The organism is Pseudorhizobium flavum, from assembly GCF_044142885.1.
Taxonomy (GTDB): Bacteria; Pseudomonadota; Alphaproteobacteria; order Rhizobiales; family Rhizobiaceae; genus Neorhizobium; species Neorhizobium flavum.
In genome coordinates, this window is sequence record NZ_JBIOKZ010000008.1 from 58567 (window position 1) to 84494 (window position 25928).

The window sequence follows — 25928 nt, forward strand, 5'->3', positions numbered from 1 at the left end:
TGGCGAGTCGATTTTGATCGGCCGGAATTGGTGCCGGCCGCGCATCCATTGACGCCAGCTCTCCCGATCGCCACATGCTGCCGCGATGGCGAAGAGCAAGAAAACCACGGACATCCCGACACTCACCGAAACCTGGAGCCTGCCGGCGGCAGCAACCTTCGGGTCGCTCGTTCGGGCCAAGGGCATCCTTCTGGAAATCCGCGCGGGGTTGCCGACGGCGGTGCGCAAGTCTCTCGACTACACCGTCGCAACCCTGACGCTCTCCATGCCCGAGGACGCCGAGGCGGAATTCCGCCACACCGCCGCCAGCGTGTCGAAAGCCCTCGAATCCATCGAGGACCTGCCGGTTATCCCCCGCGAGATCCAGGATATCTTGTCGATCTCCACCACCGAACGCCACCGCTGGCTGGAGGACGGACGGCTCAAAAGTGCCGGCACGCGCACCGTCAAGCTTCGCGGCCGCGCTCGCCAGATCACCTTCCATGTCTTCGACCCGAAGCTCGTCAAGGACCTGCTCGACCATGGCACGGTGGACGAATGGCGCGAGCACGACAAGGCAGCGGCGGCCGAAAACCGGCGACGTGCTGCCTTCAAGGCAAAGCTCGCCCGCTCGCTGAAGAAGAACAAGTCTAGCCCGAAAACCGCAGGCAGTGCTTCAAGCGAATCACCGCCGCTCGCCGGATGGGACGATTTCGACCTCGACGGCCTCCTCCGCTGAAACGCCGTCCCGGTATGGCAAAGCTGAAAATCATGCTAAGCGCCCGCCACACGACACACCAACAGGAGTATCCCGGTGAGCGAACTGACCGTGGCCAAGGCCACCGACCGTATCTACCAGTCGCTGGCGGCCGACAATGCCGATCTCGACACCCATATCGCCAGCCTCAAGGCAGCCCTCGCTCGCGAAGGCCAGAAGGAAGCCGTCTTCGATCCCGCTAGGCTCGCCCAGAACAACCGTTCCGGCCGCAAGCTGATGCAGGCCTATTTCCGCCAGCGCGGCGTGACGGTGACGTTCAAGAGCGCATAGAACCGGCGGCTCCGACGGCTGGAACCCCGCCCTGTGCGGAACGGGCGCGGCGCGGCCGCTCCCCGTCCCTGCCCTGCTGCTCAGCAGCAGCAAAACGCCAACCCATTGATGTTGCTGTTGAAGAAGAAGGCAAAATTACGGCTTTTTCTGGAACTGTCGCCCGCGCTCCGACTTAGGAGGGTGTGCGTACGGCGAGGACAGCACGTCCCCGACACCCCGGCGCATGGAGAACCAATCATGAGATAGAGAGGTAACATCCATGAAGATGATCTATGTTGCTGCCCTTATGGCAGGTACCGCACTCGTTCCGGCGAACGCGCTCGCACAACAGACGCCGGCGACCTCCAACAATCAGAACAACAGCGCAGTCCAATCCTTGCGCCCCGATGCCGCCGCGACCCGCGTCCAGGCGCATATCCAGCGGGCCCTGCAGGCGCTTGACAATAACGATATCCAGGCTGCACGCCAAGCCGTCCAGGAAGCTCGTCGCCAGCTGAACCAGCAGGCACAGAACCGTCCCGAGGGCACGCGCAGCAATTCCGTCGCGCAGATCCGCCAGCCGCTGCAGGAAGCCGAGCAGGCCTTGGCCCAGCAGAATTCGCAGCAGGCCGAAGAAGCACTTGGCCGGGTGGAAGAGCAGATGGCGAACATGGACCGCCAGCGCCGGAATGCCACGGGCGAAGCCGACGTGGTCGTCGAGGATCAGGCGTCGATCCGCGTTGATGTTCCGGAGCCGGACGTCACCGTGCAGCAGGCCAATCCGCGCGTGTCCGTCCAGCAGCAGCAGCCGGAGATCACCGTGCACCAGCCCGCACCGACGGTGACCGTCAACATTCCGCAGCCGCAGATCACCGTGCGCATGCCTGAGCCCGACGTGCAGGTGAGCCAGTCGCAGCCGGAAGTCCAGGTCGAGCAGGGCGAGCCCCAGGTGCAGGTCAGCGAAAGCCAGCCGCAGGTTCGCAGGCAGGGCAACCAGGAGCAGGAGCAGGCCAATGTCCAGCTTCAGCGCTCCGGCGAGCCGGTGGTGCAGATGCAGCGTTCCGAGCAGGAGCCGGAAATCCGCTACACCGCCGAGGAAGCGCAGGTTCGCGTGAACCGTGCCGAAGGCGAGCCGGAAGTTCGGTTCGAGCAGGGCGAACGGCAGACGGCCGGCAACCAGAACCGCCAGGCCGCCGGAGAGCGTCAGGCCACCAACCAGAATCGCCAGGCCACGGACGAGCGCCAGGCCCGTAACGAGGACGGCGAAGAGGTGGACCGGCAGAACACCGCAGCGATTTCAGAGGGCAGCGCCCGGGACGACGCAAATTCCGCTGTCGCGGCCGGATCTTCCCGCGAGGTCTCGCTGACCGTCGCCAACATCAAGGACTATGACATCGTCGGCGCCAACGGCAACGAGCTCGGCGACATCGAAGAGGTAGTGAACGTCGACAACCGCCTTTACGCGGTCGTCACCTCCGGGGGCTTCCTGGGCCTCGGTGAAAACCGCGCGGCCGTTCCGCTCTCGGCGCTCCACGTCACCGACCAGGAAACGCTCGAGGCGCCGAATGTCACCGAGCGCCAGATCGAGGGCATGGAGAACTTCCAGAGCGACCGTTATCAGGCGCTTCCCGATGACCATCCGGTCACGCTCGGCGCACGCTGATTGCCGACAATCCGGCTCATTGGAGGCGGCGGGTGTTCCCGCCGCCTTTTTTTGCTGTGGTCGGGCGGCGAGTGCTACGGACGCGCCTGACCGATCGCCGTGTCACGCCCCGGTGACGCGCCAGATGACGTCGCCGACATCATCGGCCATCAGCACCGCGCCATCGGCGGCAAGCGCCACGCCGACCGGGCGGCCATAGGAATGCTTCTCGTCCGGCGACAGGAAGCCGGTGAGAATGTCGCGCGGCATGCCGACCGGCCTGCCGTTCTCGAAGGCGACGAAGGCGAGCTTGTAGCCGGAAAGCTTGGAGCGGTTCCACGAGCCGTGCTGGCCGATCGCCATGCCGGCCGGAAAGCCCGGCAGCGTTCCCTCCGGCAGCCAGCAGAGCCCGAGCGAGGCCGTATGGCCGCCGAGCGCATAATCCGGCTGCAGCGCCGAGGCGACCTTGGCGGCATCCTGCGGCACCCGGTCGTCCACCACCCGGTCCCAGTAGCAGAAGGGCCAGCCGTAGAAGCCGCCGTCGACGACCGAGGTCAGGTAGTCCGGCGGCGTCTCGTCGCCCAGCCCGTCGCGCTCGTTGACCACCGTCCAGAGCATCTCCCGCGACGGCTCCCAGGCCATGCCGACCGGATTGCGAAGGCCGCCCGCGAAGACGCGCGACTGCCCGGAGGCGATGTCGTATTCGTGGATGCAGGCGCGGTTTTCCTCCACCGCCATGCCGTGCTCGGCGATGTTGCTGAGCGACCCCACCGCCACATAGAGCTTGCTCTTGTCCTTGCTGGCAATCAGGTTGCGCGTCCAGTGGCCGCCCGGAACGAGGTCCATCAGCTTGCGGCCCGGCTGGGTGATCCTCGTCGCGCCGGGCTCGTAGGGATAGGCGAGCAGCGCATCGCTCGCCCCGACATAGAGCGTGTCGCCGACCAGCGCGATGCCGAAGGGCTGGCGCACGTTTTCGAGATAGGCATGGCTCTCCTCCGCCACGCCGTCGCCGTCGGCGTCGCGCAGCAGCGTCACCCGGTTAGGACTATCGCCGGCTGCCCGCGCCCGCTTCATCGTCGCCGTCATGGCATGGTCGAAGAGGCTGCCGGGCTTTTCCGGCTCGCTCATCGATTCGGCCACCAGCACGTCGCCATTCGGCAGCACATGCATGTTGCGCGGATGCACGAGCCCGCGCGCAAAGGCATTGACCTTCAGCCCTGGCGCTGCGGTCGGCTTATGATCGCCCTCCCAGCCCTTCGCGGTCGGCATCTTCAGGGTCGGCAGCTTGCCTTGCGGCTTGGCCTCCGGAATGGCCGGCGCGGTGCCATAGACCGGCGCGCGCTCGCCATCGCGGGAATGACGGACGGCAACGGTGACATCGCCCACAAGGGCAACAAGACGGGCTAACAGGGAAGGCTCGGCCATGAGACGCCTCGAACAAACAGGAAAAAGGGAAAGCTGGACGCTAAAGCCTTTGCACCGGAAGCACCAGAGGCGGATCGGGATATTTCACAAGGGAGCCGCGCCGACCAAACACCCCGGCCCCCCCCTCGCCCGCCATCATATCTCGTCCCGCAAGGCGCGGTCGACGAAGTCCTCCGGGTCGCTGGTGAAATCCTGGTAGAGCCGGAAGTGCCGCGTCTGGCGAAGCTCCGTTTCCATGAGGCCTCCGCGGGTGATTTCCAGAAGCCGCGCGCCCGGCACCGCCATGAGGATCGGCGAATGCGTCGCCATGATGATCTGGGCGCTGGCCGTCTCCTGGATCTGGTGGAGAAGGCGCAAGAGTTCCAGCTGGCGTTTCGGCGAAAGCGCGCTTTCCGGCTCGTCGAGGAAATAGATGCCCTGCCGGCTCATGCGCTCCTCGAAGAAGCGCACGAAGCCCTCGCCATGGCTCCAGGAGAGAAAATCCGGCGGTGCCGCATGGGCGTCGCGGGCGGCCTCGTCGAGGAAGCGGGCGACCGAGAAGAAGGATTCGGCGCGGAAGAACCAGCCCGCCGTCACCTTGGGCAGCCAGGCCGCCCTGAGCGCAGAGGCCAGCAGCGCGCCGCTCCGGTCCACCGCGCGGGAGTGGTCGAGAGGCCTGTAGCCCTTGCCGCCGCCCGCCTCGTCATAGCCGCAGAGCGCGGCCACCGCCTCGATCAGCGTCGATTTGCCCGTGCCGTTCTCCCCCACGATGATCGTCACGGGGGTTACGAAATCGAGGGAAAAATCCCCGTCGAGCCAGGGAAGGTTGAACGGATAGTCGCCGCCGAGGCTTGCATCCTCGCGCACCGAAAGGCGCTTCAGATAGGGCGCCGGCAGGTTCGTCAATCTGGTCTTCCGCATCGCAGCCCGCCAATCTCCAGAACCCTTCGTGACAGGAGCAATACGGCCGATCAAGGGCCGGCGTCCCCGAAGGCGGGTCGAGGATGGCGGATCGGCAGGTCGGCGCGTCTGCCGCTTCGGACCTTGCGGCACGATCCGTTCAGGATCGGGAGATCCCCAGCCCTCGCACCGCCGGGCTCCGCGCAAGGCTCACCGGTCGCAGGAAATCGCAACGAGCTCCAGTGCCTGCTCCGCGACCGAAACGACGTCCCCCACCCGCTTGCCCATCAGCTGCCGGGCGACGGGAGACACATGGGAAATCGTGCCCGCCTTGGGATCGGCCTCATCCTCGCCGACGATCCGGTAGCGCTGGACCCGCCCGTCCTCCCGCGAAAAGGTCACCGTGCTGCCGAAGGCCACGACCTCCGACGCCAACGGCTCGGGCACGACCTGCGCCGAACGCACACGCTCGGTGAAATAGCGCAGATCCCGCAAGGGCCCCGCCGCCTGCCGCCGCCGCTCGTTGACGTCCTCGATGGCGCTTGCCGCCCCATAAGCCTCCCGCGCCTCCTCCAGCTGCCGCTTCAAAGCCTCCAGCCCCGCCTCCGTCACGAGGTTCGGATGCGGCGAGACAGGACGATCCGGCAACAACGTCTCCGCCGCCGTTTCCGCATTCTCTTCCTTGACGAAGGCAACGCTCATGGTGGGGGGGCTCCTTGCCTGACGGATTGCGCTTTAACCGGATATAGGCCGAAGGCTGCAACTCCTCCAGCTTTGGGTGTGGCTCGCATGAAACAGCTGAGGTGGAATAACTTCACCCCGCCCGCAAGTGTTTGGGGGTGCCCATCAAATGTCGCCCGGTTCGCTTTAGCCTCTTTTCCAGATACAGATCGAGAGGTACTCCTAAGAGCGGGACAGTTCGTATGGTGAGGGAATGGCGAAGGGAATCTTCTACCACAAAGTCGACAGCACTTATGACGACGTCACGGGCATCCGCTATCACTTCCCTAAGACTTATTTTTCTCGTGTTCGGCAGACGGTTGGGGACTGGGTAATTTACTATGGTCCACTCCCTCGGATGCGCAGCAGATACTATTCCGGCCTGGCGCGGGTCTCATCAGTTAAACCGGATCCACGTAGAGATGACCACTTCTACGCTCATCTTGAAGACTATTTGGACTTCGATGCGCCTGTAGATTACGTGGCCGGCGGTGGGTTCGAGAGGAAGCTCGTCGGACCAGATCTATCCATTAATCCCGGGCGCAGCGTACAAGCCGTTCGTATCATCGAAGAGGAGGAATTCGCCTCCATCGTCGCGGCAGGCCTTGGACAGGAAGACGAATGGCCCGCTCGTTTGGAAAGCCAGACAATCCTCCACTTTGAAGAGGCGCCACAGTCCTCCTATGATGTAGGTGATTTCGAGCGACCCATACTGCTGCAGACAATCAGCCGTCCCTTCCGCGACGCCAAGTTCCGACAACATATCCGTACCGTCTACGATCGCACCTGTGCGTTTACCGGTTTGCGTCTCATCAACGGCGGCGGTCGCCCTGAAGTGGAAGCCGCACATATCATCCCGGTGGAACGCGGCGGAAATGACTCGGTGCAGAATGGTATCGCCTTGTCCGGGACAGTTCACTGGATGGTCGATCGAGGCCTACTTTCTATGGGGGATGACTACAAAATCATCTGCTCACGCCATCTCAATGAGGACGTGACGCATCTATTGACGAAGGATCTCGTCGCTCGCGTACCCACCGAACTCCGATATCGACCTCATCCTCGATACCTTAGTTGGCATCGGGAGAATGTTTTCAAGCAGTAGCGGTTGAACTGGTCGGTGAAGTAGCGGGCCTCCCGCAACAAGCGACGCTTTTCCATCGGGAGTTCCTCGCCCCTCTGTCATTGCACCAGTGCAACCCTCAACCTGCTCGAGATCCATCGTAACTCCTCCCCAAGCTCCGGCAGCCTTGGGATTTCGCACCGTTTACGATAGATCTCCCCCATGCCTGACCTCGCAATCGTTCTTTTCCTGCTCGTTTTAGCCATCATCATGTTCGCGCTCGGGCGTCCCCGGATGGATGCCGTTGCGCTGATCATGGTGGTCGCCCTGCCCCTGACCGGCGTGATCGGCATTGATGATGCGCTGGCCGGCTTCGCCGACCCCAACATCGTGCTGATCGGCGCCCTGTTCGTGGTCGGCGAGGCGCTCGTCCGGACGGGGATCGCACAGCGCCTGGGCGATTGGCTGGTGCGCAAGGCAGGACGCAGCGAGGCCCGGCTGATCGTGCTTCTGATGGTCGTGGTCGCCGGCATCGGATCGTTCATGAGTTCGACGGGCGTGGTAGCGATCTTCATCCCGATCGTGCTGCGGATCGCGCGCAATGCATCAATACCTGCCGGACGATTGATGATGCCGCTCTCGGTCGCAGCACTCCTGAGCGGCATGATGACCCTCGTCGCCACAGCGCCGAACCTCGTCGTCCATGGTGAACTTGTTCGCAACGGGTTTGAAGGCTTCGGCTTCTTCGCCTTCACGCCGTTCGGTATGCCCCTGCTTGCACTGGCCATCGTCTATATGTTGATTGCCAAGCGGTTCCTCGGTCGAGACGCGGCGCCGACCGAACCGGTGAAGCGCCCGACACTTGGCCACTTAGCCAAGGCCTACCGGCTGGAAGGCAGGGAGCACAGGCTGGTCGTGCGGCCGAGTTCTCCGCTTGTCAGCGACCGCCTGAGCGCATTCGATCTTCGGGGGAGCGAAGGCATCAATATCATCGCGATCGAGCGCGCCACCCGCTTCGGGCGGCAATTGATGCGGCCAAAGGCCGAGAGCCGTATCGAAGTCGGCGACGTGATGCTGATCGACGCCCGGTCGCCGGATCTCGATATGGACGCGTTGGCCGAACGGTATGGGCTTGCCCGGCTCGCGCTCGGAAATGCCTATTTTGGTGACCGTTCACAGGAGATTGGAATGGCCGAACTGCTCGTGTCGCCAGACTCGAGCCTCGTTGGCAAGACAGTCGTGGACGGGCGTTTCCGCAGTTTGACGGATCTTGTCGCGCTCGGTATCCGCCGAGGCCGGGAGGCGATTGACACGCCTGTAACCGACGTCGTCCTCCAGACCGGCGACACGATATTGGTGATCGGTCCCTGGCGAGCGATCGCTCGCGTGCCGCAACGTGCCGAGCGGCTGATCCTGCTCAACGCACCGATAGAGATGGAGGATGTGGCGCCAGCATCCGACCGCGCTCCCCATGCCGCGGTTATTCTGCTCGCGACAGTCGCGCTCATGGCGTCCGGCATCGTCCCCAACGTCGTCGCGGCCTTGCTCGGCTGCCTGTTGTTCGGCCTGTTTGGCTGCATCAACATGAATGCCGCCTATCGCTCCGTCCACTGGCAAACGCTCATACTGATCGTCGGCATGCTGCCCTTTTCCATTGCGCTTCAACGGACGGGCGGGATCGATATCGTCGCCCAATGGCTGCTGGCCATGGTGGGCGGGGCCCCGCCGCGTGTCGTACTGGCAACGCTTTTTGTCCTGACCGCGGTGCTGGGGCTCTTCATCTCCAATACGGCAACTGCGGTGCTCATGGCCCCGGTTGCGATAGCGCTTGCCGGCGCGCTCGACGTCTCGCCCTATCCACTCGCCATGACGGTTGCCCTGGCTGCCTCTGCGGCCTTCATGACGCCGGTCTCATCACCGGTGAACACGCTGGTGGTGGGGCCGGGCAACTACCGGTTTGGTGACTTCGTCAAGATCGGCGTGCCGTTTGCGATGGTCGCGCTGGTGGTCACGGTCCTGCTCGTGCCGCTCCTGCTGCCGTTCTGATGCAGGATCCTTTCGGTTCACTTGGCCAGTATCGCTGTATCTGCCACCCCCTGTCGGAATCCCCTCTCCCCATCCGTCCTTGCCTCATATAACCTCGCCGGCGCCACCGCCGGCCTTGTACGGGAGAGGGTCATGGCAAGTGCATATCGTTGGGTAATTGTCGCCGCCGGCGGGCTGATGGGCTGCGTGGCGGCGGGCACCATGTTTTCGCTGGCGATCTTCCTGGAACCGGTGGCGAGCGAGACCGGCTGGTCGCGCGGCGGCATTTCCACCGCCATGACGCTGAACTTCCTGGTCATGGGCGTCGGCGGCTTCCTCTGGGGCTCGCTCACCGACCGCTTTGGCGCCCGGATCGTCGTGCTGATCGGGTCGGTCCTGCTCGGCCTGGCGCTGGTGCTGGCAAGCCGCGCCGAAAGCCTGCTCGCCTTCCAGCTCGCCTATGGCACGCTGCTGGGGCTTGCCGCCAGCGCCTTCTTCGCGCCGATGATCGCCGCCGTGATGACCTGGTTTACCGAGCAGCGCGGGCTTGCCGTCTCGCTCGTCTCCGCCGGCATGGGCATGGCGCCGATGACCGTCTCGCCGCTCGCCCGCCATCTCATCTCCGCCACTGACTGGCGCACTGCCATGCTCGTGATCGGCGTCGGCGCCTGGGCGATCCTGCTGCCGACCGCGCTCCTGATCCGCCGCCCGCCGGCGCTGTCCGAAGGGGAACAGGCGGAGGCCGTCGAGGCCCGCCGCCAGCCGCTGTCGCGCCTGCTTCTGACCCCGCAGTTCCTCGTGCTCGGCTTTACCTTCTTTGCCTGCTGTGCCGCCCATTCCGGCCCGATCTTCCACATGGTGAGCTATGCCATGCTCTGCGGCATCGCTCCCATGGCCGCCGTCAGCATCTACAGCGTCGAGGGCTTGGCCGGGCTCGGCGGCCGCGTGCTCTTCGGCGTGCTCGCCGACCGGATCGGCGTCAAGCCGGTGCTGGTCACGGGCCTCCTCGTCCAGGCGGCGGTGATCTCCGCCTATCTCGCCGCCGACGATCTCACGAGCTTCTACACGCTGGCGGTGATTTTCGGTGGCACCTATGGCGGCGTCATGCCGCTTTATGCCGTGCTGGCGCGGGAATATTTCGGGCCGCATGTGGTGGGCACCGTCTTCGGCGCGGCCACCATGCTCTCCTCCGTCGGCATGGCCTTCGGCCCGCTCGCGGGCGGCTGGGCCTTCGATGCCTTCGCCAGCTACCAGTGGCTGTTCATCGGCTCCGCCCTCGTCGGCCTCGGCGCGGTCCTCATTGCGCTCGCCTTCCCGCCGCTGCCGAACAAGGACCCGCAACCGGCCGGCGCCGTCGCCTGAGAAAACTTGCCGCCGCCGGGCCATCGCCCTAGCCTCCCGTCACGATAAGAAGGAGCGCATCATGGACGACGTCACCGGCGGCTGCCTCTGCGGCCAGGTCCGCCTCACCGCCCGCGGCAAGCCTTGGCGCACCGGCCTCTGCCACTGCCTCGACTGCCGCAAGCATCACGGCGCCCTGTTCAACGCCTCGGCGATCTTCCCCGCCGAGGCCGTGACGATCGAGGGCGAGACATCCGAATACCGCGGCCGGCATTTCTGCCCCCGCTGCGGTTCCTCGGTCTTCGGCGTCAGCGAGGACGAGATCGAGGTGGCGCTCGGCGCGCTCGATGCGCCCGACCAGTTCACCCCCAGCTACGAGCTCTGGACCGTCCGCCGCGAGCACTGGCTGCCGCCCTTCCCGCTGAAGCATCACTACGAGCGCGACCGCGAAGGCACCGGCCGCGCGGAAGACTGACGTCACCGGGCGGCGACAGCATTTTCGCGTTTCCCTTTTGTACTCATTTTCCACCGCCGCCCCTTCACTTTCCCCCGGACTCTCGCCATATTCCGGCGATGGCCAGATCCCCCCGCAAGTCCCCGCCCTCGAGCCCGAAAAACGACGGTTTCGAGGAAGCCCCGCAATCCGGTTTCGAAGGCGCGCCGCTCAGCGGCAGCGTGTCGGACTGGGTGAAGCAGATGGAGGCGGAGGCGGAAGCCTCGGGCATCGAGACCCAGCGCGAGATCGCCTCGAAAGCCGGCAAGCACCGCAAGAAGATCGAGATCGCCGCCCGCGAAGCCGCGATCAAGGAGGCGGCCAAGGACAAGCCGAAAACCGCCAAGCACACCACCGCCTCCAAAACCGCCCGCGGCGTCTCCATCGGCGCCTCGTCGGACCCGGCCACCCGCGCCGCCGCCGGCCTCAACCCGGTCGCCGGGCTGGACGTGAGCCTCGAGGAGGCGAAGTCGCTCGCCCCCGGCGCCGTCACCGCCACGGTGGATGCGCTCGCCAAGCTCATCGAATCCGGCAATCCGCTGTTCAAGGACGGCAAGCTGTGGACGCCGCACCGCCCGGCCCGGCCGGAAAAGTCCGAAGGCGGCATCGCCATCCGCATGGCCTCCGATTACCAGCCCGCCGGCGACCAGCCGACGGCGATCGCCGATCTCGTCGAGGGCATCAACACCGGCGAGCGCAGCCAGGTCCTGCTCGGCGTCACCGGCTCCGGAAAAACCTTCACCATGGCCAAGGTGATCGAGGCGACCCAGCGCCCGGCCGTCATCCTCGCCCCTAACAAGACGCTCGCCGCCCAGCTCTATTCGGAATTCAAGAGCTTCTTCCCGGACAATGCGGTGGAGTATTTCGTTTCCTATTACGACTACTACCAGCCGGAAGCCTACGTGCCGCGCTCCGACACCTATATCGAGAAGGAATCGTCGATCAACGAGCAGATCGACCGGATGCGCCACGCCGCCACCCGCGCCATCCTCGAGCGCGACGACTGCATCATCGTCGCCTCCGTCTCCTGCATCTACGGTATCGGCTCGGTGGAAACCTATACCGCCATGACCTTCCAGATGGCCGTCGGCGACCGGCTCGACCAGCGCCAGCTGCTCGCCGATCTCGTCGCCCAACAGTACAAGCGCCGCGACATGGATTTCCAGCGCGGCTCGTTTCGCGTCCGCGGCGACACGATCGAGATCTTCCCCGCCCACCTGGAAGATGCCGCCTGGCGCATCTCCATGTTCGGCGACGAGATCGACGCGATCACCGAGTTCGACCCGCTCACCGGCCAGAAGACCGGCGACCTGAAGAGCGTCAAGATCTACGCCAACTCGCACTATGTGACGCCGCGCCCGACGCTGAATGCCGCCATCAAGTCGATCAAGGAGGAGCTGAAGCACCGCCTCGCCGAACTCGAGGCCGCCGGCCGCCTGCTGGAAGCCCAGCGGCTGGAGCAGCGCACCCGCTACGACATCGAGATGATGGAGGCGACCGGCTCTTGCGCCGGCATCGAGAACTATTCGCGCTACCTCACCGGCCGCCGCCCCGGCGAGCCGCCGCCGACGCTGTTCGAATACATCCCCGACAACGCCCTGATCTTCATCGACGAGAGCCATGTCACCATCCCGCAGATCGGCGGCATGTATCGCGGCGATTTTCGGCGCAAGGCTACCCTCGCGGAGTACGGCTTCCGCCTGCCCTCCTGCATGGACAACCGGCCGCTGCGCTTCGAGGAATGGGACGCCATGCGGCCGCAGACCGTCGCCGTCTCCGCCACGCCCGGCAACTGGGAGATGGAACAGGCGGGCGGCGTCTTCGCTGAACAGGTCATCCGGCCGACCGGCCTCATCGATCCGCCGGTGGAAGTCCGCCCGGCCAAGAGCCAGGTCGACGACGTGCTCGGCGAGATCCGCGAGACCGCGAGCAAGGGCTACCGCACCCTCTGCACCGTGCTCACCAAGCGCATGGCGGAAGACCTCACCGAATACCTGCACGAACAGGGCGTGCGCGTCCGCTACATGCATTCCGACATCGACACGCTGGAGCGCATCGAGATCATCCGCGATCTGCGCCTCGGCGCCTTCGACGTGCTGGTCGGCATCAACCTGCTGCGCGAGGGTCTCGACATTCCCGAATGCGGCTTCGTCGCCATCCTCGATGCCGACAAGGAAGGTTTTCTCCGCTCCGAAACCTCGCTCATCCAGACCATCGGCCGCGCCGCGCGAAACGTCGACGGCAAGGTCATCCTCTATGCCGACCAGATCACCGGCTCCATGCAGCGGGCGATGGACGAGACCGCGCGCCGCCGCGAAAAGCAGATGGCCTACAACACCGAACACGGCATCACGCCGGAATCGGTGAAGCGCAACATCTCCGACATCCTCGATTCCGTCTACGAGCGCGACCACGTCCGCGCCGATATCTCCGGCGTCTCCGGCAAGGGCTTTGCCGATGGCGGCCACCTCGTCGGCAACAACCTCCAGGCGCATCTCAACGCGCTGGAAAAGGACATGCGCAACGCGGCCGCCGACCTCGACTTCGAAAAAGCCGCCCGCCTCCGCGACGAGATCAAGCGGTTGAAGGCGGTGGAACTGTCGGCAATGGACGATCCGATTGCGAAGGACGAGGCACGGGCGCAGGAACGGGGTGGCAAAGCCGAGAGAAATGGTGGGCCGAGCGGCCGCCGCAGGCCAATCTCCCCCCTTGAGGGGGAGATGTCCGGCAGGACAGAGGGGGGCACCGCACCCTCTGCCCCCGAAGGCTCACCCCCCTCTGCCCCTATCGGGGCATCTCCCCCTCAAGGGGGGAGATCGTCGGAACCCGCCTCCTACTTCGCCAAGCCCACGCTCGACAACATGGGCCCCGGCACCGACATGCCGACACCCCTGTTCCGCAAGAACACCCTCGATGGTGAGGAGCGGTCTGCGCAACAGGGCAATCGATCCAGTGAATCGATTGCAGCGACGAACGCCCGGAGCGAAAGCGAAGGGCAGACCGGAGGCCCGGAGACATCGCTCTTCCGCAAGAACACGCTGGATGAAATGACCGTTGGACGCACGGAAAAGCCGGCGCAAGGCACCTTGCCGACCCGCCCGCCGGAAACGGTCAGCACCAAAAAGCGCTTCTCGCCGCTCCTGGAGGGCCAGCCGGAACGCGGCGAGACACCCACCTCTCGTTCGTCATCCTCGTCCTCGGGTCAGGCCCGAGGATTGACCCGAGGACCCAAGGATGATCCATCCTCGGACTCGATCCGAGGACCCGTCATCCGGGGTAAGGTCGGCGTCGGCAGCTACGAAGATCCCGGCGAGCAGAAGCGCAAGGGGCGGACGAAGGGCAAGACCGGGCGTCCGGGGCGGTAGTTCCGAGACCCTTCTTCCGTTTTACGGGGAGAAGGATGCAGGGGCGCAGTCGAATGAGCCTGCACGCGATATGCGAACGGCAATTTCCCGGACATTTGCTGTCAAGCCAGTATACGCGCTCGATTGCGCCAACTGAGGAACCGGAACCAGAGTCAGGGCATCTCGAGAACCTAGTGCCTTGCCAGAATCCCGACTAACACCCATCGCTTAAGTCGAGGACGTAAAGGTGCTACCGGCGCAACCGGCCATGTGCAAGGTTAGATCCATCTCGAAGATCTGGCGTATACAGTATCGCTCAGCCGCGCCTTACTCACTCATTTACGTACCGGCGCTTCTTGCTCTCGGAAAGAAACCAAAACCCAACTCTGAGAGATCTTGAACCGGCACCAGCACTGGCTATCGACCACCAAGCCCCCCAAGCGACCGTCCAGCACAATACAGATGACTGCCTTGATCTTTGCCTACTGAGTGATAATCGTAACGTATCGGGGGATTTTGATTTATGAACACAAGCTATGATTTGCGATCGATCAACTTTGGATTTGCTCGAGCCGAGACCGAACGGAGGCACCCAGTCTTTTGCGGGAGGGTTATTTCGACGAACAGGGATTAACTAAGAGCGCACTGGAGGGCCCGACATTTTTGTACCTAGGCAATAAAGGTGCCGGCAAAAGTGCGTTGGTTAACCATTTAGATCTCGAATTGCAGAATAGATACAACAGCTTTTCTACTATTTACCAACTAGAAGATTTCAGCTTCCAAAATTTCTCGAAAATAATCCGCGGTGACCAAGAGCCCGAGGCCAAGTTTCCTGATGCTTGGGCTTGGCTACTCCTCATAATTGCATTGGAATCGCTCTCACGGGACGAGGGTGTGTGGCATCCGGATGCCGTGAGTTACAACGAAACCGTCAACAGTCTAAAGCAAATGGGTTTCATGCCCAACAGTTCATTGAGACACATTGCGAATATCACGTCCAGGAAAACATTCAAGCTTACGATACCTTATGTCTTCGAGAGCAGCGAAGATTTCGCCAGCATTGACAAGGTGAACGATATTCCCATGTTCGTCCACAATATGAAGAGAATAATTTGCAGCTGCAGGACAGATTCTAACCACATAATAATGCTAGACGGCCTGGATGACATCCTGACCACCAGATCAGTTCAGTACAATAGCCTTGGCTCCCTTGTTTTCGAAGTCGACAGGCTAAATGATCTATTAAAACAGAATGGGGTAAAGTTAAAATTTATTATAGTTTGCCGAACCGATCTATACGAGCGTATTTCGGGAGCGAACAAAAATAAAATAAGACAGGATAAGTGTAAGTATGTAGACTGGTACCAGAATCCAAGAAATCCAGACCGTTCACTACTACTGGATATGGTCAATAAAAAGACCAATTTTGGGGGAGATTTTTTTCGCGCCTTTTTCGATTTCAAGATATCTGGAACGCCAGCGCCTAAGTACCTTCTCGAGCAGACGAGGCATACACCTCGAGATTTTCTGACCCTGATGCGAAAGATAGCAGAGGTACAGCGCGAAGGAGAGAGATTAAAGCCGAATCTTGTTCTATCCGGCGCACGAATTTATTCGACTGATTATTTCGTTGGAGAGGTCGAGGATGAACTTGAAGGTTATACGAAATCTAGGCCACCAAAGGACTGGATTGAGTTTATTGGGATGTTCGGCAAGCGAAGGATTTCAACACGGGATCTAGAGTTGAAGGCTCGCCACCTAAAGTACGATATCGATGAGATGTACGCGGTTTTACGAGCGCTTTTCGAGTGTAGTGCGATAGGAACGGTGGTTAATTCTGGCAACGGTGAACATTACACGTTCAGATATAGGAACAGAAACTCCAATTTTGTTATCGGAAATGATATATCGATCCATGTAGGTCTACGAAAGGCTCTAAACATCCCGTAGTCAAAATTGATCGCGATACAGCTGAGCTGCATTTGACTACCCAAATATATCTGCCATCGAACACGAAGAGCGCTGCTTCGCAGGTTTCCCTTATCTATTTTCCTTTGTTGTCCCGCCCCCAGACAGAAGCTCCTTAACTGCCTCCTCGTACCCCACCCGCGGATCCGGCTGGCCCTGCATCCCTACGTGGAGGTTTTGCCCAGTCCGTCCCCCACCCCGAAAAAAAATTTCATTCCCCTCCTCCATACCCGTGCCCATGATCCCCCGTCCCGCCGCGGATACATCAGGAGTGTCCTGCCGAGGCGTGGCCGGCGCTGGTGGTGAAGGGACCACGTGAACCTTCACCATCGGGGTCCGCGGAGAATGATCTCCCTCCGGCGACGCTTTTTCGTCATTCCTGTGCTTGTCACAGGCATCCAGCAGCACCGCGTCTGCGGCGCAGGACACATAGACATCCAATGCCCACGAATAGTTCTCTCGCCGTGCAGACGCACGGCGGCTGCGTCCCGGCTCAAGCCCGGGATGACAGAGGCGAACTCGGCACCTTCCTCACACCAAAACCGCATCCCCACCCACCAAATATCGATCACTTAACCCCCTCCGCATCCCCGCCCCCCCAAACCTGTGCCTACACTACCCCCGTCCCGCCGCGGATACACCAGGAGGCGTCCTGGCGAGGCGGGGCCGGCGCTGGTGGTGAAGGGACGACGTGAACCTTCATCATCGGGGTCCGCGGAAAATGGTCTCCCTCCAGCGACACGGGGGAAGCGGGATGGTTTCGGACCGGCCACCTGCTTCCGATGCCCGAAAGAGCGCGCCAGGCGTGCCTGTGCGGCACACAGGGGGGTCGATGAGGATGGTGTCGCCGGACCTCCAGGTCCGACGAGATGCCGGGGCAAGGAGCCTCGGAACCCGGGAAACCGGCGGGCAAACACCTCCCCATTCGACCCTTGCAGAGAGACCGGAGTCGCGGGCACAAACTGCCGAACGGGGCGCTGAGAGGTGCCACATAAACTAACTTTACGAGGCAGCTTTCAGCGCCCCGTCCAACACCTGCTTCGTCCTCGTCGGGAGAGCGAAGCGAAAACCGAGGATCGCCAAGGGGTTACCATGTCCGACACCAAGCCACCTGCCATCGACCCGCTACTCGCCGCCCGCACCGCCGAGGCGCTGGCCCTTCCGCAGCTCGTCTGCCGGCGCCGCGCGTGCCGCCGCAAGAACCGCTGCCTCTGGTGCTTCCGCTCCACCGGCGAGCGCTGCTGCATGAGGAACCTGACGGCCGAGCAGCGCCGGATCTTCGACGTCGTCTATCATGAGGCCAATGCCGCCTGGCATTTTCTCGGCACGGACCCGCATTGGTTCGAGACGCGCGAGGGAGAACGCCGGGCGGGCGACGACCTGGGGATTGCCATTGCCCGAACCGAGCCCGGCAGGTGGCGGAGGGAAAAATGGGACGCCGAGCGGCGGGCGCGGGAGAAGCGGCTGGCGCAGTTCGACAGGGAGCGGACGTCGGGGAAAGACGGGTCGGAAGGGGCGAGAGGATGAGGCGCCGCCCCCCGGCCATTTGCTTCGGGCGTTCGACGCGGAAAGAGCGCGAGCATGACGCAACGCCCCCTGGCCCTTCGCTTTGGGCTCAGGGCGTTCGGCGCTCAAAACGCTCCACTGGAGCGTTTTGCCGGGCGCGTCGCGCCCGGACGCGCCTCACCCCACAAACGCCCGTTCGATCACGAATTCTGCCGGCTGGCTGTTGGCGCCTTCGGTGAGGCCGGCGGCCTCGAGCAGCGCCTTGGTGTCCTTCAGCATCTCGGTCGAGCCGCAGATCATGCCGCGGTCGGTGGCCGGGTCGAGCGGCGGCACGCCGAGATCGGTGAACAGCTTGCCGCTCTCGATCAGGTCGGTGATGCGGCCCTGGTTCGGATAGGAGGGGTCGCGGGTGACGGTCGGGTAGTGCTTCAGCTTGATCCCGACGATCTCCGAGAGGAATTCGTGGTTGCGGATCTCCTCCATCAGGTCGAAGCCGTATTTCAGCTCCGCCACCTCGCGGCAGGTATGGGTGAGGATCACCTCGTCGAACTTCTCGTAGGTCTCCGGATCGCGGATCAGGCTCGCGAACGGCGCGATGCCGGTGCCGGTGGAGAACATGTAGAGCCGCTTGCCCGGCGTCAGCGCGTCGAGCACCAGCGTGCCGGTCGGCTTCTTGCGCATCAGCACCGTGTCGCCGGGCTTGATCTTCTGCAGGTGCGAGGTGAGCGGCCCGTCCGGCACCTTGATGGAGAAGAATTCCAGTTCCTCGTCCCAGGCGGGGCTGGCGATCGAATAGGCGCGGTAGATCGGCTTGTCGCCGACCATGAGGCCGATCATCGCGAATTCGCCGGAGCGGAAGCGGAAGCCGGCCGGGCGCGTCATGCGGAAGCGGAACAGGAAGTCCGTATAGTGCTCCACCGCCAGCACCGTCTCGGCATAGACATTGTCCGGAATGCCGGCCCGCTTGTTCTCGGTCCCGGGGGCAACGAAGTCTTCCGTCTTGGCTGGAGCGTTCATGCGGCGTCCGTTTCGCTTGTCGTCTGGTGGGCTGGGGAGCGAAATATACCATCCGCCCCGCGAATTGAAGGCACCCGCGTGCTTATGCCGCGGCGCGCCCGGAAAATATGTGCCGGAAAATCCGCTTTCAACCGGTCAGCCGGTGGAGCAGCGGCGCCAGCTGTAGCCGGGGCCATCCGCTGCCGGTCGCGCGGCGGGCTGGTAGTGGACGGGAATGGCCGGCAGCCGGCCTTCCGCCAGCCGTCGCAGCGCCGTCTCGTTGGTGACGGCAAAGCTGTCGATCCCGACCCGCAGCATCAGCGGGATCTGGTCGATCAGCACGTCGCCCACCGCCCGCAGCTCATTTTGATAACCCAGCCGTTCCCGCAGCAGCGAGGCATGCGAAAATGCCCGGCCGTCGTTGAATGCGGGGAACTCCACGGCCACGATCGCCAGCCGGTCGAGATAAGGCTGGAGCCGGTGCACATCGTCGGCAGGCCTGATCAGCACGCCGAGGCCGACGTCGTTGCTGGCTTCCGCCTTCTCGATCAGCTGGTCGAGGGACAAGAGCGGCGTCTGCTCGCCCGTCGCGGGGTGTTCTTCGGTCTCGACCACCCATGGGTCGTTTTCGACGAAGCCGGTTTCCTTCCAGATCCTTGTCATCATCCGCCCCTTCAAGCCGCTTCCGCCGTCGAACCGTAGAGCGCATCCTTGAACGGCTGCGGCCCGACGCGGCGATAGGCTTCGAGGAAGGTCTCCTCCTTCGACAGGCGAAGCCCGAGATAGGTGTCGACGATGGTCTCCACCGCATCGGTCACCTTGGCCGGCTCGAAGCCGCGGCCGATGATCTCGCCGATCGAGGTGTTCTCGTCGCCGGAACCGCCGAGCGTGATCTGGTAGAGCTCGGCACCCTTCTTCTCCACGCCCAGAAGGCCGATATGCCCGACATGGTGATGGCCGCAGGCGTTGATGCAGCCGGAGATCTTGATCTTCAGCTCGCCGATCTCCGCCTGCCGCTCCGGTGATCCGAAGCGGGTCGAAATCTCCTGCGCCACCGGAATCGAGCGTGCATTCGCCAGCGCGCAGTAGTCGAGCCCCGGACAGGCGATGATGTCGGTGATCAGCCCGGCATTGGCCGTCGCCAGTCCCTGGGCGACGAGGGCGCGGTAGACCGGCTCGAGATCCGCCAACGCCACATGCGGCAGGATGACGTTCTGCTCGTGGCTGATGCGGATCTCGTCGAAGGCATATTCCTCGGCGATTTCGGCGATCGCATCCATCTGCTCGTGGCTCGCATCGCCTGGAATGCCGCCGATCGGCTTCAGCGAGATCGTCACCATGCCGTAATCGGGATGCTTGTGCGGCTCGACGTTCTGTTCCACCCAGCGCGCGAAATCCGGATCCTGCTTCTTCCAGCCGGCGATCTGCCCCCAGCCCTCCGGCCGCTCCGGCAGGGAGGGAGGCGCGAAGTAGCGGGTGATGGCGTCAATATCGGCCTGCGGCAGCGTCAGCTCGGTGCCCTTCAGGTGCGAGAACTCCTCCTCCACGCGCCGCGTCATCTCCTCCACGCCGATCTCGTGGACGAGGATCTTGATGCGCGCCTTGAACTTGTTGTCGCGCCGGCCGAAGAGGTTGTACACGCGCACGATCGCGGTGGTGTAGGTCAACAGATCCTCTTCCGGCAGGAAGTCGCGGATCTTCTTGGCCACCAGCGGCGTACGCCCCTGCCCGCCGCCGACATAGACGGCAAAGCCGAGCGCGCCCTTGTCGTTCTTCTTCAGGTGCAGGCCGATGTCGTGGACCTGTATCGCCGCCCGGTCGCGCTCGGCCCCGGTGACGGCGATCTTGAACTTGCGCGGCAGGTAGGAGAATTCCGGGTGGACCGAAGACCACTGGCGCAGGATCTCGGCATAGGGCCGCGGATCGGCCACCTCGTCGGCGGCGGCGCCGGCAAAGTGGTCTGCGGTGACGTTGCGGATGCAGTTGCCGGAGGTCTGCAGCGCATGCATCTCGACCGTCGCCAGCTCGTCGAGAATGGCCGGCGTGTCCGACAGCTTCGGCCAGTTGAACTGGAGGTTCTGCCGCGTGGTGAAGTGCCCGTAGCCCCGGTCATACGTGCGCGCCACATGCGCCAGCATGCGCATCTGCCTGGCGTTCAGCGTGCCGTAGGGAATGGCGATCCGCAGCATGTAGGCATGCAGCTGCAGGTAGACGCCGTTCATCAGGCGCAGAGGCTTGAACGCGTCCTCCGTCAGTTCCCCGGAGAGGCGGCGGTTGACCTGGTCGCGGAACTGCTCGACGCGGCTCTTGACGAAGGCGTGGTCGAATTCGTCGTAACGATACATGATATCCTCAGACTGCGATGAAGGCCGCATCGGCCGGGCGGTAGCCCGCGGCGTATTCCATGGTGGGGCCGGCAGCACGGATGCGCTCGCGCAGCCGGATCGGCCAAAGCTTGCCAGCGACTTCCTGCACGTCGATGACATTGACGTCGACGACGCGGTTGGCGGCGAAGTCCCGCTTGCCGATCGCTTCCAGCGAGGCGACGGCCTCGGCATGGCGGGCGACCAGCGCGTCCTGCAGGTTTTCCACCCAATGGCCGTTGGCATCCAGCCATACGGCGATGCCGTCCGTCAGCCTGTTTGCGGTGAGGACCTTGTCCGTCATGCTTCACTTCCCATCCTGGCGCGAGCCGTCGCAGTCCATGCGGACAGGGGCTCGGATCTTTGAAAATTCGCACCGGCGACAGCCTCGCCGATGATGACCATGACCGGACCGGCGAGATCGTCCCTCGCCTCGAGATCCGGAAGTTCCTTCAGGACCCCGTGGAAAAGACGGCGATCGGTGCGGCTGGCATTTTCCACCACGGCCACGGTCGTGTCTGGCGACAGGCCGGCTTCCACCAGCCGGCCGGCCACGGAGGCGGCAACCGAGCGGCCCATGTAGACGGCGATGGTGGCGCCGGACACAGCGAGCCTTGCCCAGTCTGGCATTACGTCGCCGGTGAGGTCGTGGCCGGTCGTAAAGATGAGCGAGGAGGCGACACCCCGTAGCGTCAGCGGCAGATCGAAATCGGCGGCTGCGGCAAAGGCGGAGGTGATGCCCGGCACGATCTCGTAAGAGATGCCGGCCTCGCGGAGAGCAGCCATCTCCTCCCCTGCCCGGCCGTAGACCAGCGGATCGCCCGACTTGAGGCGCACCACGCGCTTGCCATCCTGCCCCAGCCGCACCAGCAGACGATTGATCTCGCCTTGCGACTTGGAATGACAGTTCTTGCGCTTCCCAACGGACAGGCGCTCCGCATCACGGCGGCCCATGTCGACGATTGCTTGGGGGACGAGAGCGTCATAGACGATCACATCGGCTTCCATCAGCACGCGCTGGGCGCGCAGCGTGAGCAGATCCTCGGCACCGGGGCCGGCACCCACGAGCCAGACATGGCCTTCGGCCCGGCCCGAGGTGGAAAGCAGGGCATTGGCAGAGCGGCGGGCGCCGGAGACGTCACCTGCATCAACGCTGTCTGCGACAGCGCCGGTGAAGAAGCGGCGCCAGAAGATGCGACGCGATACCCCCTTGGGGATCAACCGTTCGACGGAATCCCGGTAATCAACGGCAAGGGAAGCGAGCCGGCCGAGCGACGGCGAAAGCATCTGGTCGACGCGGGCGCGGATCATCTGCGCCAGCACCGGACCTGCTCCTTCCGTGCCGATCGCGACGGCAACCGGCGCACGGTTGACGAGGGCCGGGGTGAGGAAGTCACAAAATTCCGGCTGGTCGACCGCATTGGCCGGAATCCTCGCGGCGCGGGCAGCCGTGACAATGGCCTGATCCTGCTGCTCGTCGCCGGTCGCAGCGAAGACGAGAGCGGCACCGTCCACCTGGTCAGCCGCGAAAGAAGCGGCGATGACGTCAAGCTTGTTTGCTGCCAGATAGTCCCGGTAATCGGGTTCCGGATCCTCGGCATAGGCGACGATGTGTGCATCCGTGTTGCGCAGCAGCCGGACCTTGGCGAACGCCTCGTCGCCATTGCCGAAGACTGCAACGGTCCTACCGCTGACGCGGAAGAATGCCGGGAATGTTGTCAAACGGGTGGTGGACATGACGACCTTTTCGAGCTTGGCTGCACAATATCACCCATCGCACCTTGAGACAGAAGAAACCGATATGCGAGTTGCACGGCGTGCGAACATTTCTGTTCTCGCTCGCCTGCCATCTTGAGTAAAAGCCACCGATACCCGCAGGCGCCGGCGGTGATTCCGCATCCGTCCGGCGGCCCGTCCCTAAGGAAGAAGCCATGTCCCTTGTTGCCCGCCTCCTCGACGTCATGGAGAATGACATCCTGCCGCTGACGGAGGCCGGCGTGGCGGCCGGCAACAAGGTGTTCGGCGCGGCGATCCTACGCAAGTCCGACCTGTCGCTGGTGCTCGCCGAGACCAACAACGAGATGGAGAACCCGCTCTGGCACGGCGAGGTGCATGCGCTGAAGCGCTTCTACGAACTGGACGCAAAGCCTGACACCAAGGACCTGATCTTCCTCTCCACCCACGAACCCTGCACCATGTGCATGTCGGCGATCACTTGGGCGGGCTTCGACAATTTCTACTATTTCTTCAGCCACGAGGATTCGCGCGACGCCTTCGCCATTCCGCATGACCTGAAGATCCTGAACGAAGTCTTCGGCCTTCCACCAGGCGGCTACCGGCGGCAGAACGCCTTCTGGCATTCACATGCGATCGCAGACCTCGTGGCGGTGGAGGAAGAGCCAAAACGAACGGCTCTGCTGGAGCAGTCGGCAAGAATCCGCGCGGCCTATGACCGGCTTTCCGGCACCTATCAGGCCGGCAAGTCCGCTAATTCCATCCCGCTCCGCTAAAGTTCGCTGAGGACCATCGACGCCATGGAAGCTTCACGAGACATCTCCCGCCTGATCGACATCATGAAGGCGCTGCGCGATTCGCAAAGCGGCTGCCCCTGGGACATCGTGCAGACCTTCGAGACGATCAAGCCCTATACGATCGAGGAGGCATATGAGGTGGCCGACGCCATCGAGCGTAACGACCTCGACGACCTCTGCGAGGAGTTGGGCGACCTCCTGCTGCAGGTCGTCTACCACGCACAGATGGCCGAGGAGGCCGGTGAGTTCTCCTTCGGCGACGTCGTCCATGCTGTGACCCGCAAGATGATCCGCCGCCACCCGCATGTCTTCGCGATCTCTGACGCTGATACGCCCGGCGCCGTCAAAGTCCAGTGGGATGAGATCAAGACGGAGGAGAAGCGCGAGCGCGCCGAGCGGCGGGCACGGCGTGGGATCCAGGAAGACTTCAAGGCCGGCTATCTCGGCAGCGTGCAGCGCAGCCAGCCGGCGCTGACGGAAGCACTGAAGCTGCAGCAGCGGGCGGCGAAGGTCGGCTTCGACTGGTCGGAGGCAGAGCCAATCCTCGACAAGATCGAGGAGGAGGTTGCCGAGTTGCGCGAGGCGCTCCGCGGCGGACAGAAGGACAAAGTGAAGGACGAACTCGGCGACCTCATCTTCGCGCTGGTCAACATCGGCCGCCACGTCGACGCCGACCCGGAGGATGCGCTGCGCGGCACGAACACGAAGTTCCGGAGTCGGTTCAGGCACATCGAGACGGAACTTCAGAAATCAGGCGAGACGCTCGAAGCGGCGACACTGGAGCGGATGGAAGAGCTCTGGCAGGCGGCGAAGCTGGGAGAGCGATAACGGCTCAAGCGGCTGCGGCGGAAAGGCGGTTGACTGCCGCCTGCTCAGCAAATCGCGAGGGCGGTACGCCGACCAGCCGCGTGAATGCGGTGCTGAACGCGCTGGCGGAGCCGTAGCCGACACGTTCAGCAATCTCCTGCAGTCCCGCCTGCCCTGAGCGCAGCAGGTTCCTCGCCAGCGCCATGCGCCAGGACGTCAGATAATCCATCGGTGCGACACCCACCTTCTGGCGGAAGCGGTTGAAGAATGCGGAGCGGGAAAGGGCTGCCTCCTTTGCCATTTGTTCGACCGTCCAGGGCCTTGCCGGATCCTGGTGCAGGCGCCGGATGGCGAGCGCCAGGCGCGGATCGGCAAGCCCGCGAACGATCCCCTGTGGCGCAGCTTCAGCGGCGGCAGAGCGCAAGGCTTCCACGAGCAGGACTTCGAGCAGGCGCGCAAGGATCATCTCCCGCGCCGGCCGGTCGGTGCGGGCCTCATCAGTGATCAGTCGGACCAGCATGGACAGGCGTTGTTCGCCGCGGATGTGCAGGAGTTGCGGCAGAAGGGAAACGAGCAAGTTCCTGTCGGGCGAACCGAAGACGAAGTGACCGATCAGCAAGCGGACATCCGCGGTCCCGTGCGGATCCCCGTGCCTCGTCTCTCCCTCCAGCATGGTGATTGTCCACCGGGTCTCCTCGTTCCTGTCGGTGTCCTGCGCGCTGGACATGGTGAAGGCGAAGGCGGCCGGGATCAAGACGAAGTCGCCTTCCTGCAGGGTGATCGGCGGGCGCCCCTGAACCCAGAGGTCCGCGCTTCCTTCCAGAACCACGCAATAGAACGGGTTACCCTGTTCGAGGCGATCGACGCGCCAGCTCCCCGAGCCGCTGACCACCTTTGACATAGGCACGCCGGGTGCAAGGACCCCAACCATTTCGGCGAGCGGATCAGTCATTCGAATACTCTCGATAACGTTTTTGGTACCTATCATTATAGCTAGTCGCGCTTGCGCGGTCCATGATGCTCGGGACACAACCTCGGAGACAGATATGAAAACCATATTGATCACTGGCTGCTCGTCCGGCTTCGGCTTGGAAATCGCAAAGTTCTTCCTCGACAAGGGCTGGCGTGTGGTCGCTACCATGCGCAGGCCGCGAAACGACGTCCTCCCCTCCTCCGGCAATCTCACGGTTCTGGCGCTGGATGTGCGTGATGCCGAGAGCATTTGTGCGGCCTTGGAAGCGGCAGGCCCGATCGACGTGCTCGTCAACAATGCCGGCATCGGCTGGATGAACGTCATAGAAGGCACGCCGATGGAGACCGTGCGGGACCTCTTCGAGACGAACACCTTCGGCACGATGGCGATGACGCAGGCCGTGCTGCCGCAGTTCCGCAAACGCCGGGAGGGCGTCATCATCAATGTGTCCTCGAGCGTGACGCTGAAGCCGCTGCCGCTCCTGTCCGCCTACACCGCGAGCAAGGCGGCCGTGAACGCTTTCACGGAATCGGCCGCACTGGAGCTTGAGCCGTTCAACATCAGGGTCCGGCTGGTGCTGCCGGGACGGGCTCCGGACACGGCTTTCGGCGGAACTGCGCGCAGCCGGCTGCAGGATCAGGGCGGCTTTCCAAGCCCGTATGAAGATTTCGTCAAGCAGATCTTCAGCGCCCGGGAACAGCAAGTGGAGGCGCCAGTCACGCATCCGGCCGATGTGGTGGCGGCGGTTTGGCGGGCGGCCACCGATCCGTTGTCGCCCATGCGCATCGCTGCCGGCGCGGATGCGGTGGCACTAGCCGGATAGCGAAGTCTCTGGCGGTCCGGGGA

General features: G+C 63.5%; 22 protein-coding genes. 13 read left to right on the forward strand and 9 right to left on the reverse strand.

What is annotated here, in order from left to right; genetic code table 11:
• Positions 1-85 precede the first annotated feature (85 nt).
• The 3 genes from ACEPP2_RS15655 to ACEPP2_RS15665 all read left to right on the forward strand — a co-directional run bounded on the left by ACEPP2_RS15655 (position 86) and on the right by ACEPP2_RS15665 (position 2669).
• Positions 86-718: a hypothetical protein gene (locus ACEPP2_RS15655; protein WP_395517125.1), complete on the forward strand. Its 633-nt coding sequence runs from the start codon at positions 86-88 to the stop codon at positions 716-718.
• 75 nt (positions 719-793) lie between these two features.
• On the forward strand, positions 794-1027 hold the full coding sequence (locus ACEPP2_RS15660) for a hypothetical protein (RefSeq protein ID WP_281977352.1): 234 nt from the start codon (positions 794-796) through the stop codon (positions 1025-1027).
• 259 nt (positions 1028-1286) lie between these two features.
• Positions 1287-2669 carry a PRC-barrel domain-containing protein gene (locus ACEPP2_RS15665; RefSeq protein ID WP_395517126.1) on the forward strand — a complete coding sequence of 461 codons (1383 nt, stop codon included), beginning with the start codon at positions 1287-1289 and terminating at the stop codon, positions 2667-2669.
• Positions 2670-2771: 102 nt separating this feature from the next.
• Here the strand turns inward: ACEPP2_RS15665 and ACEPP2_RS15670 are convergent, their stop codons facing one another.
• From ACEPP2_RS15670 to greA, 3 genes are all read right to left on the reverse strand, one after another.
• Entirely contained in the window at positions 2772-4073 is a 1302-nt protein-coding gene (locus ACEPP2_RS15670) for a PQQ-dependent sugar dehydrogenase (protein WP_395517127.1), read from the reverse strand.
• A 135-nt stretch (positions 4074-4208) separates the two neighbouring features.
• Positions 4209-4973, reverse strand: a complete 765-nt coding sequence (locus ACEPP2_RS15675; RefSeq protein ID WP_395517128.1) for an AAA family ATPase — start codon at positions 4971-4973, stop codon at positions 4209-4211.
• A 189-nt stretch (positions 4974-5162) separates the two neighbouring features.
• On the reverse strand, positions 5163-5654 hold the full coding sequence (greA, locus tag ACEPP2_RS15680; RefSeq protein ID WP_395517129.1) for a transcription elongation factor GreA: 492 nt from the start codon (positions 5652-5654) through the stop codon (positions 5163-5165).
• A 232-nt stretch (positions 5655-5886) separates the two neighbouring features.
• Between greA and ACEPP2_RS15685 the strand changes: the two genes are divergently transcribed.
• The 7 genes from ACEPP2_RS15685 (at position 5887) to ACEPP2_RS15715 (ending at position 17433) form a co-directional block, all read left to right on the forward strand.
• On the forward strand, positions 5887-6777 hold the full coding sequence (locus ACEPP2_RS15685) for an HNH endonuclease (protein ID WP_395517130.1): 891 nt from the start codon (positions 5887-5889) through the stop codon (positions 6775-6777).
• A gap of 180 nt (positions 6778-6957) precedes the next feature.
• A complete protein-coding gene (locus tag ACEPP2_RS15690; RefSeq protein WP_077546088.1) occupies positions 6958-8781 on the forward strand; it encodes an SLC13 family permease in 1824 nt (607 codons plus the stop codon).
• A gap of 132 nt (positions 8782-8913) precedes the next feature.
• Positions 8914-10122 (forward strand): MFS transporter, encoded by a 1209-nt coding sequence (locus ACEPP2_RS15695; protein ID WP_395517131.1) that lies wholly within the window; start codon positions 8914-8916, stop codon positions 10120-10122.
• Between the two features lie 61 nt (positions 10123-10183).
• On the forward strand, positions 10184-10576 hold the full coding sequence (locus tag ACEPP2_RS15700) for a GFA family protein (protein ID WP_395517132.1): 393 nt from the start codon (positions 10184-10186) through the stop codon (positions 10574-10576).
• Between the two features lie 98 nt (positions 10577-10674).
• The gene (uvrB, locus tag ACEPP2_RS15705) at positions 10675-13959 is read left to right on the forward strand and encodes an excinuclease ABC subunit UvrB (protein WP_395517133.1); all 3285 of its coding nucleotides are present in this window, start codon (positions 10675-10677) and stop codon (positions 13957-13959) included.
• A gap of 540 nt (positions 13960-14499) precedes the next feature.
• The gene (locus tag ACEPP2_RS15710; protein WP_395517199.1) at positions 14500-15888 is read left to right on the forward strand and encodes a P-loop ATPase, Sll1717 family; all 1389 of its coding nucleotides are present in this window, start codon (positions 14500-14502) and stop codon (positions 15886-15888) included.
• Positions 15889-16998: 1110 nt separating this feature from the next.
• Positions 16999-17433 (forward strand): hypothetical protein, encoded by a 435-nt coding sequence (locus ACEPP2_RS15715; RefSeq protein ID WP_395517134.1) that lies wholly within the window; start codon positions 16999-17001, stop codon positions 17431-17433.
• A 156-nt stretch (positions 17434-17589) separates the two neighbouring features.
• Here ACEPP2_RS15715 and ACEPP2_RS15720 read toward each other — a convergent pair whose 3' ends face one another.
• The 5 genes from ACEPP2_RS15720 to cysG form a co-directional block, all read right to left on the reverse strand.
• Complete coding sequence (locus tag ACEPP2_RS15720; protein ID WP_395517135.1) at positions 17590-18429, reverse strand: ferredoxin--NADP reductase; 840 nt, start codon at positions 18427-18429, stop codon at positions 17590-17592.
• Positions 18430-18564: 135 nt separating this feature from the next.
• Positions 18565-19071, reverse strand: coding sequence for a DUF934 domain-containing protein (locus ACEPP2_RS15725; RefSeq protein WP_395517200.1), 507 nt, complete (start codon positions 19069-19071; stop codon positions 18565-18567).
• A gap of 11 nt (positions 19072-19082) precedes the next feature.
• Positions 19083-20753: a nitrite/sulfite reductase gene (locus tag ACEPP2_RS15730; protein ID WP_395517136.1), complete on the reverse strand. Its 1671-nt coding sequence runs from the start codon at positions 20751-20753 to the stop codon at positions 19083-19085.
• Between the two features lie 7 nt (positions 20754-20760).
• The gene (locus ACEPP2_RS15735) at positions 20761-21075 is read right to left on the reverse strand and encodes a DUF2849 domain-containing protein (protein ID WP_142587499.1); all 315 of its coding nucleotides are present in this window, start codon (positions 21073-21075) and stop codon (positions 20761-20763) included.
• Positions 21072-22508, reverse strand: coding sequence for a siroheme synthase CysG (gene cysG, locus ACEPP2_RS15740; RefSeq protein ID WP_077547354.1), 1437 nt, complete (start codon positions 22506-22508; stop codon positions 21072-21074). The genes ACEPP2_RS15735 and cysG overlap by 4 nt, the downstream gene beginning before the upstream one ends.
• Before the next feature lie 194 nt (positions 22509-22702).
• Here cysG and ACEPP2_RS15745 point away from each other — a divergent pair, with 194 nt between their 5' ends.
• Entirely contained in the window at positions 22703-23281 is a 579-nt protein-coding gene (locus ACEPP2_RS15745; protein WP_077547353.1) for a deaminase, read from the forward strand.
• A 24-nt stretch (positions 23282-23305) separates the two neighbouring features.
• Positions 23306-24130, forward strand: a complete 825-nt coding sequence (gene mazG, locus ACEPP2_RS15750) for a nucleoside triphosphate pyrophosphohydrolase (RefSeq protein ID WP_077547352.1) — start codon at positions 23306-23308, stop codon at positions 24128-24130.
• Positions 24131-24134: 4 nt separating this feature from the next.
• Here the strand turns inward: mazG and ACEPP2_RS15755 are convergent, their stop codons facing one another.
• Positions 24135-25061 carry an AraC family transcriptional regulator gene (locus ACEPP2_RS15755; RefSeq protein WP_395517137.1) on the reverse strand — a complete coding sequence of 309 codons (927 nt, stop codon included), beginning with the start codon at positions 25059-25061 and terminating at the stop codon, positions 24135-24137.
• Between the two features lie 94 nt (positions 25062-25155).
• Here ACEPP2_RS15755 and ACEPP2_RS15760 point away from each other — a divergent pair, with 94 nt between their 5' ends.
• A complete protein-coding gene (locus tag ACEPP2_RS15760) occupies positions 25156-25905 on the forward strand; it encodes an SDR family oxidoreductase (protein WP_142587496.1) in 750 nt (249 codons plus the stop codon).
• The last annotated feature ends 23 nt before the right edge of the window (positions 25906-25928 follow it).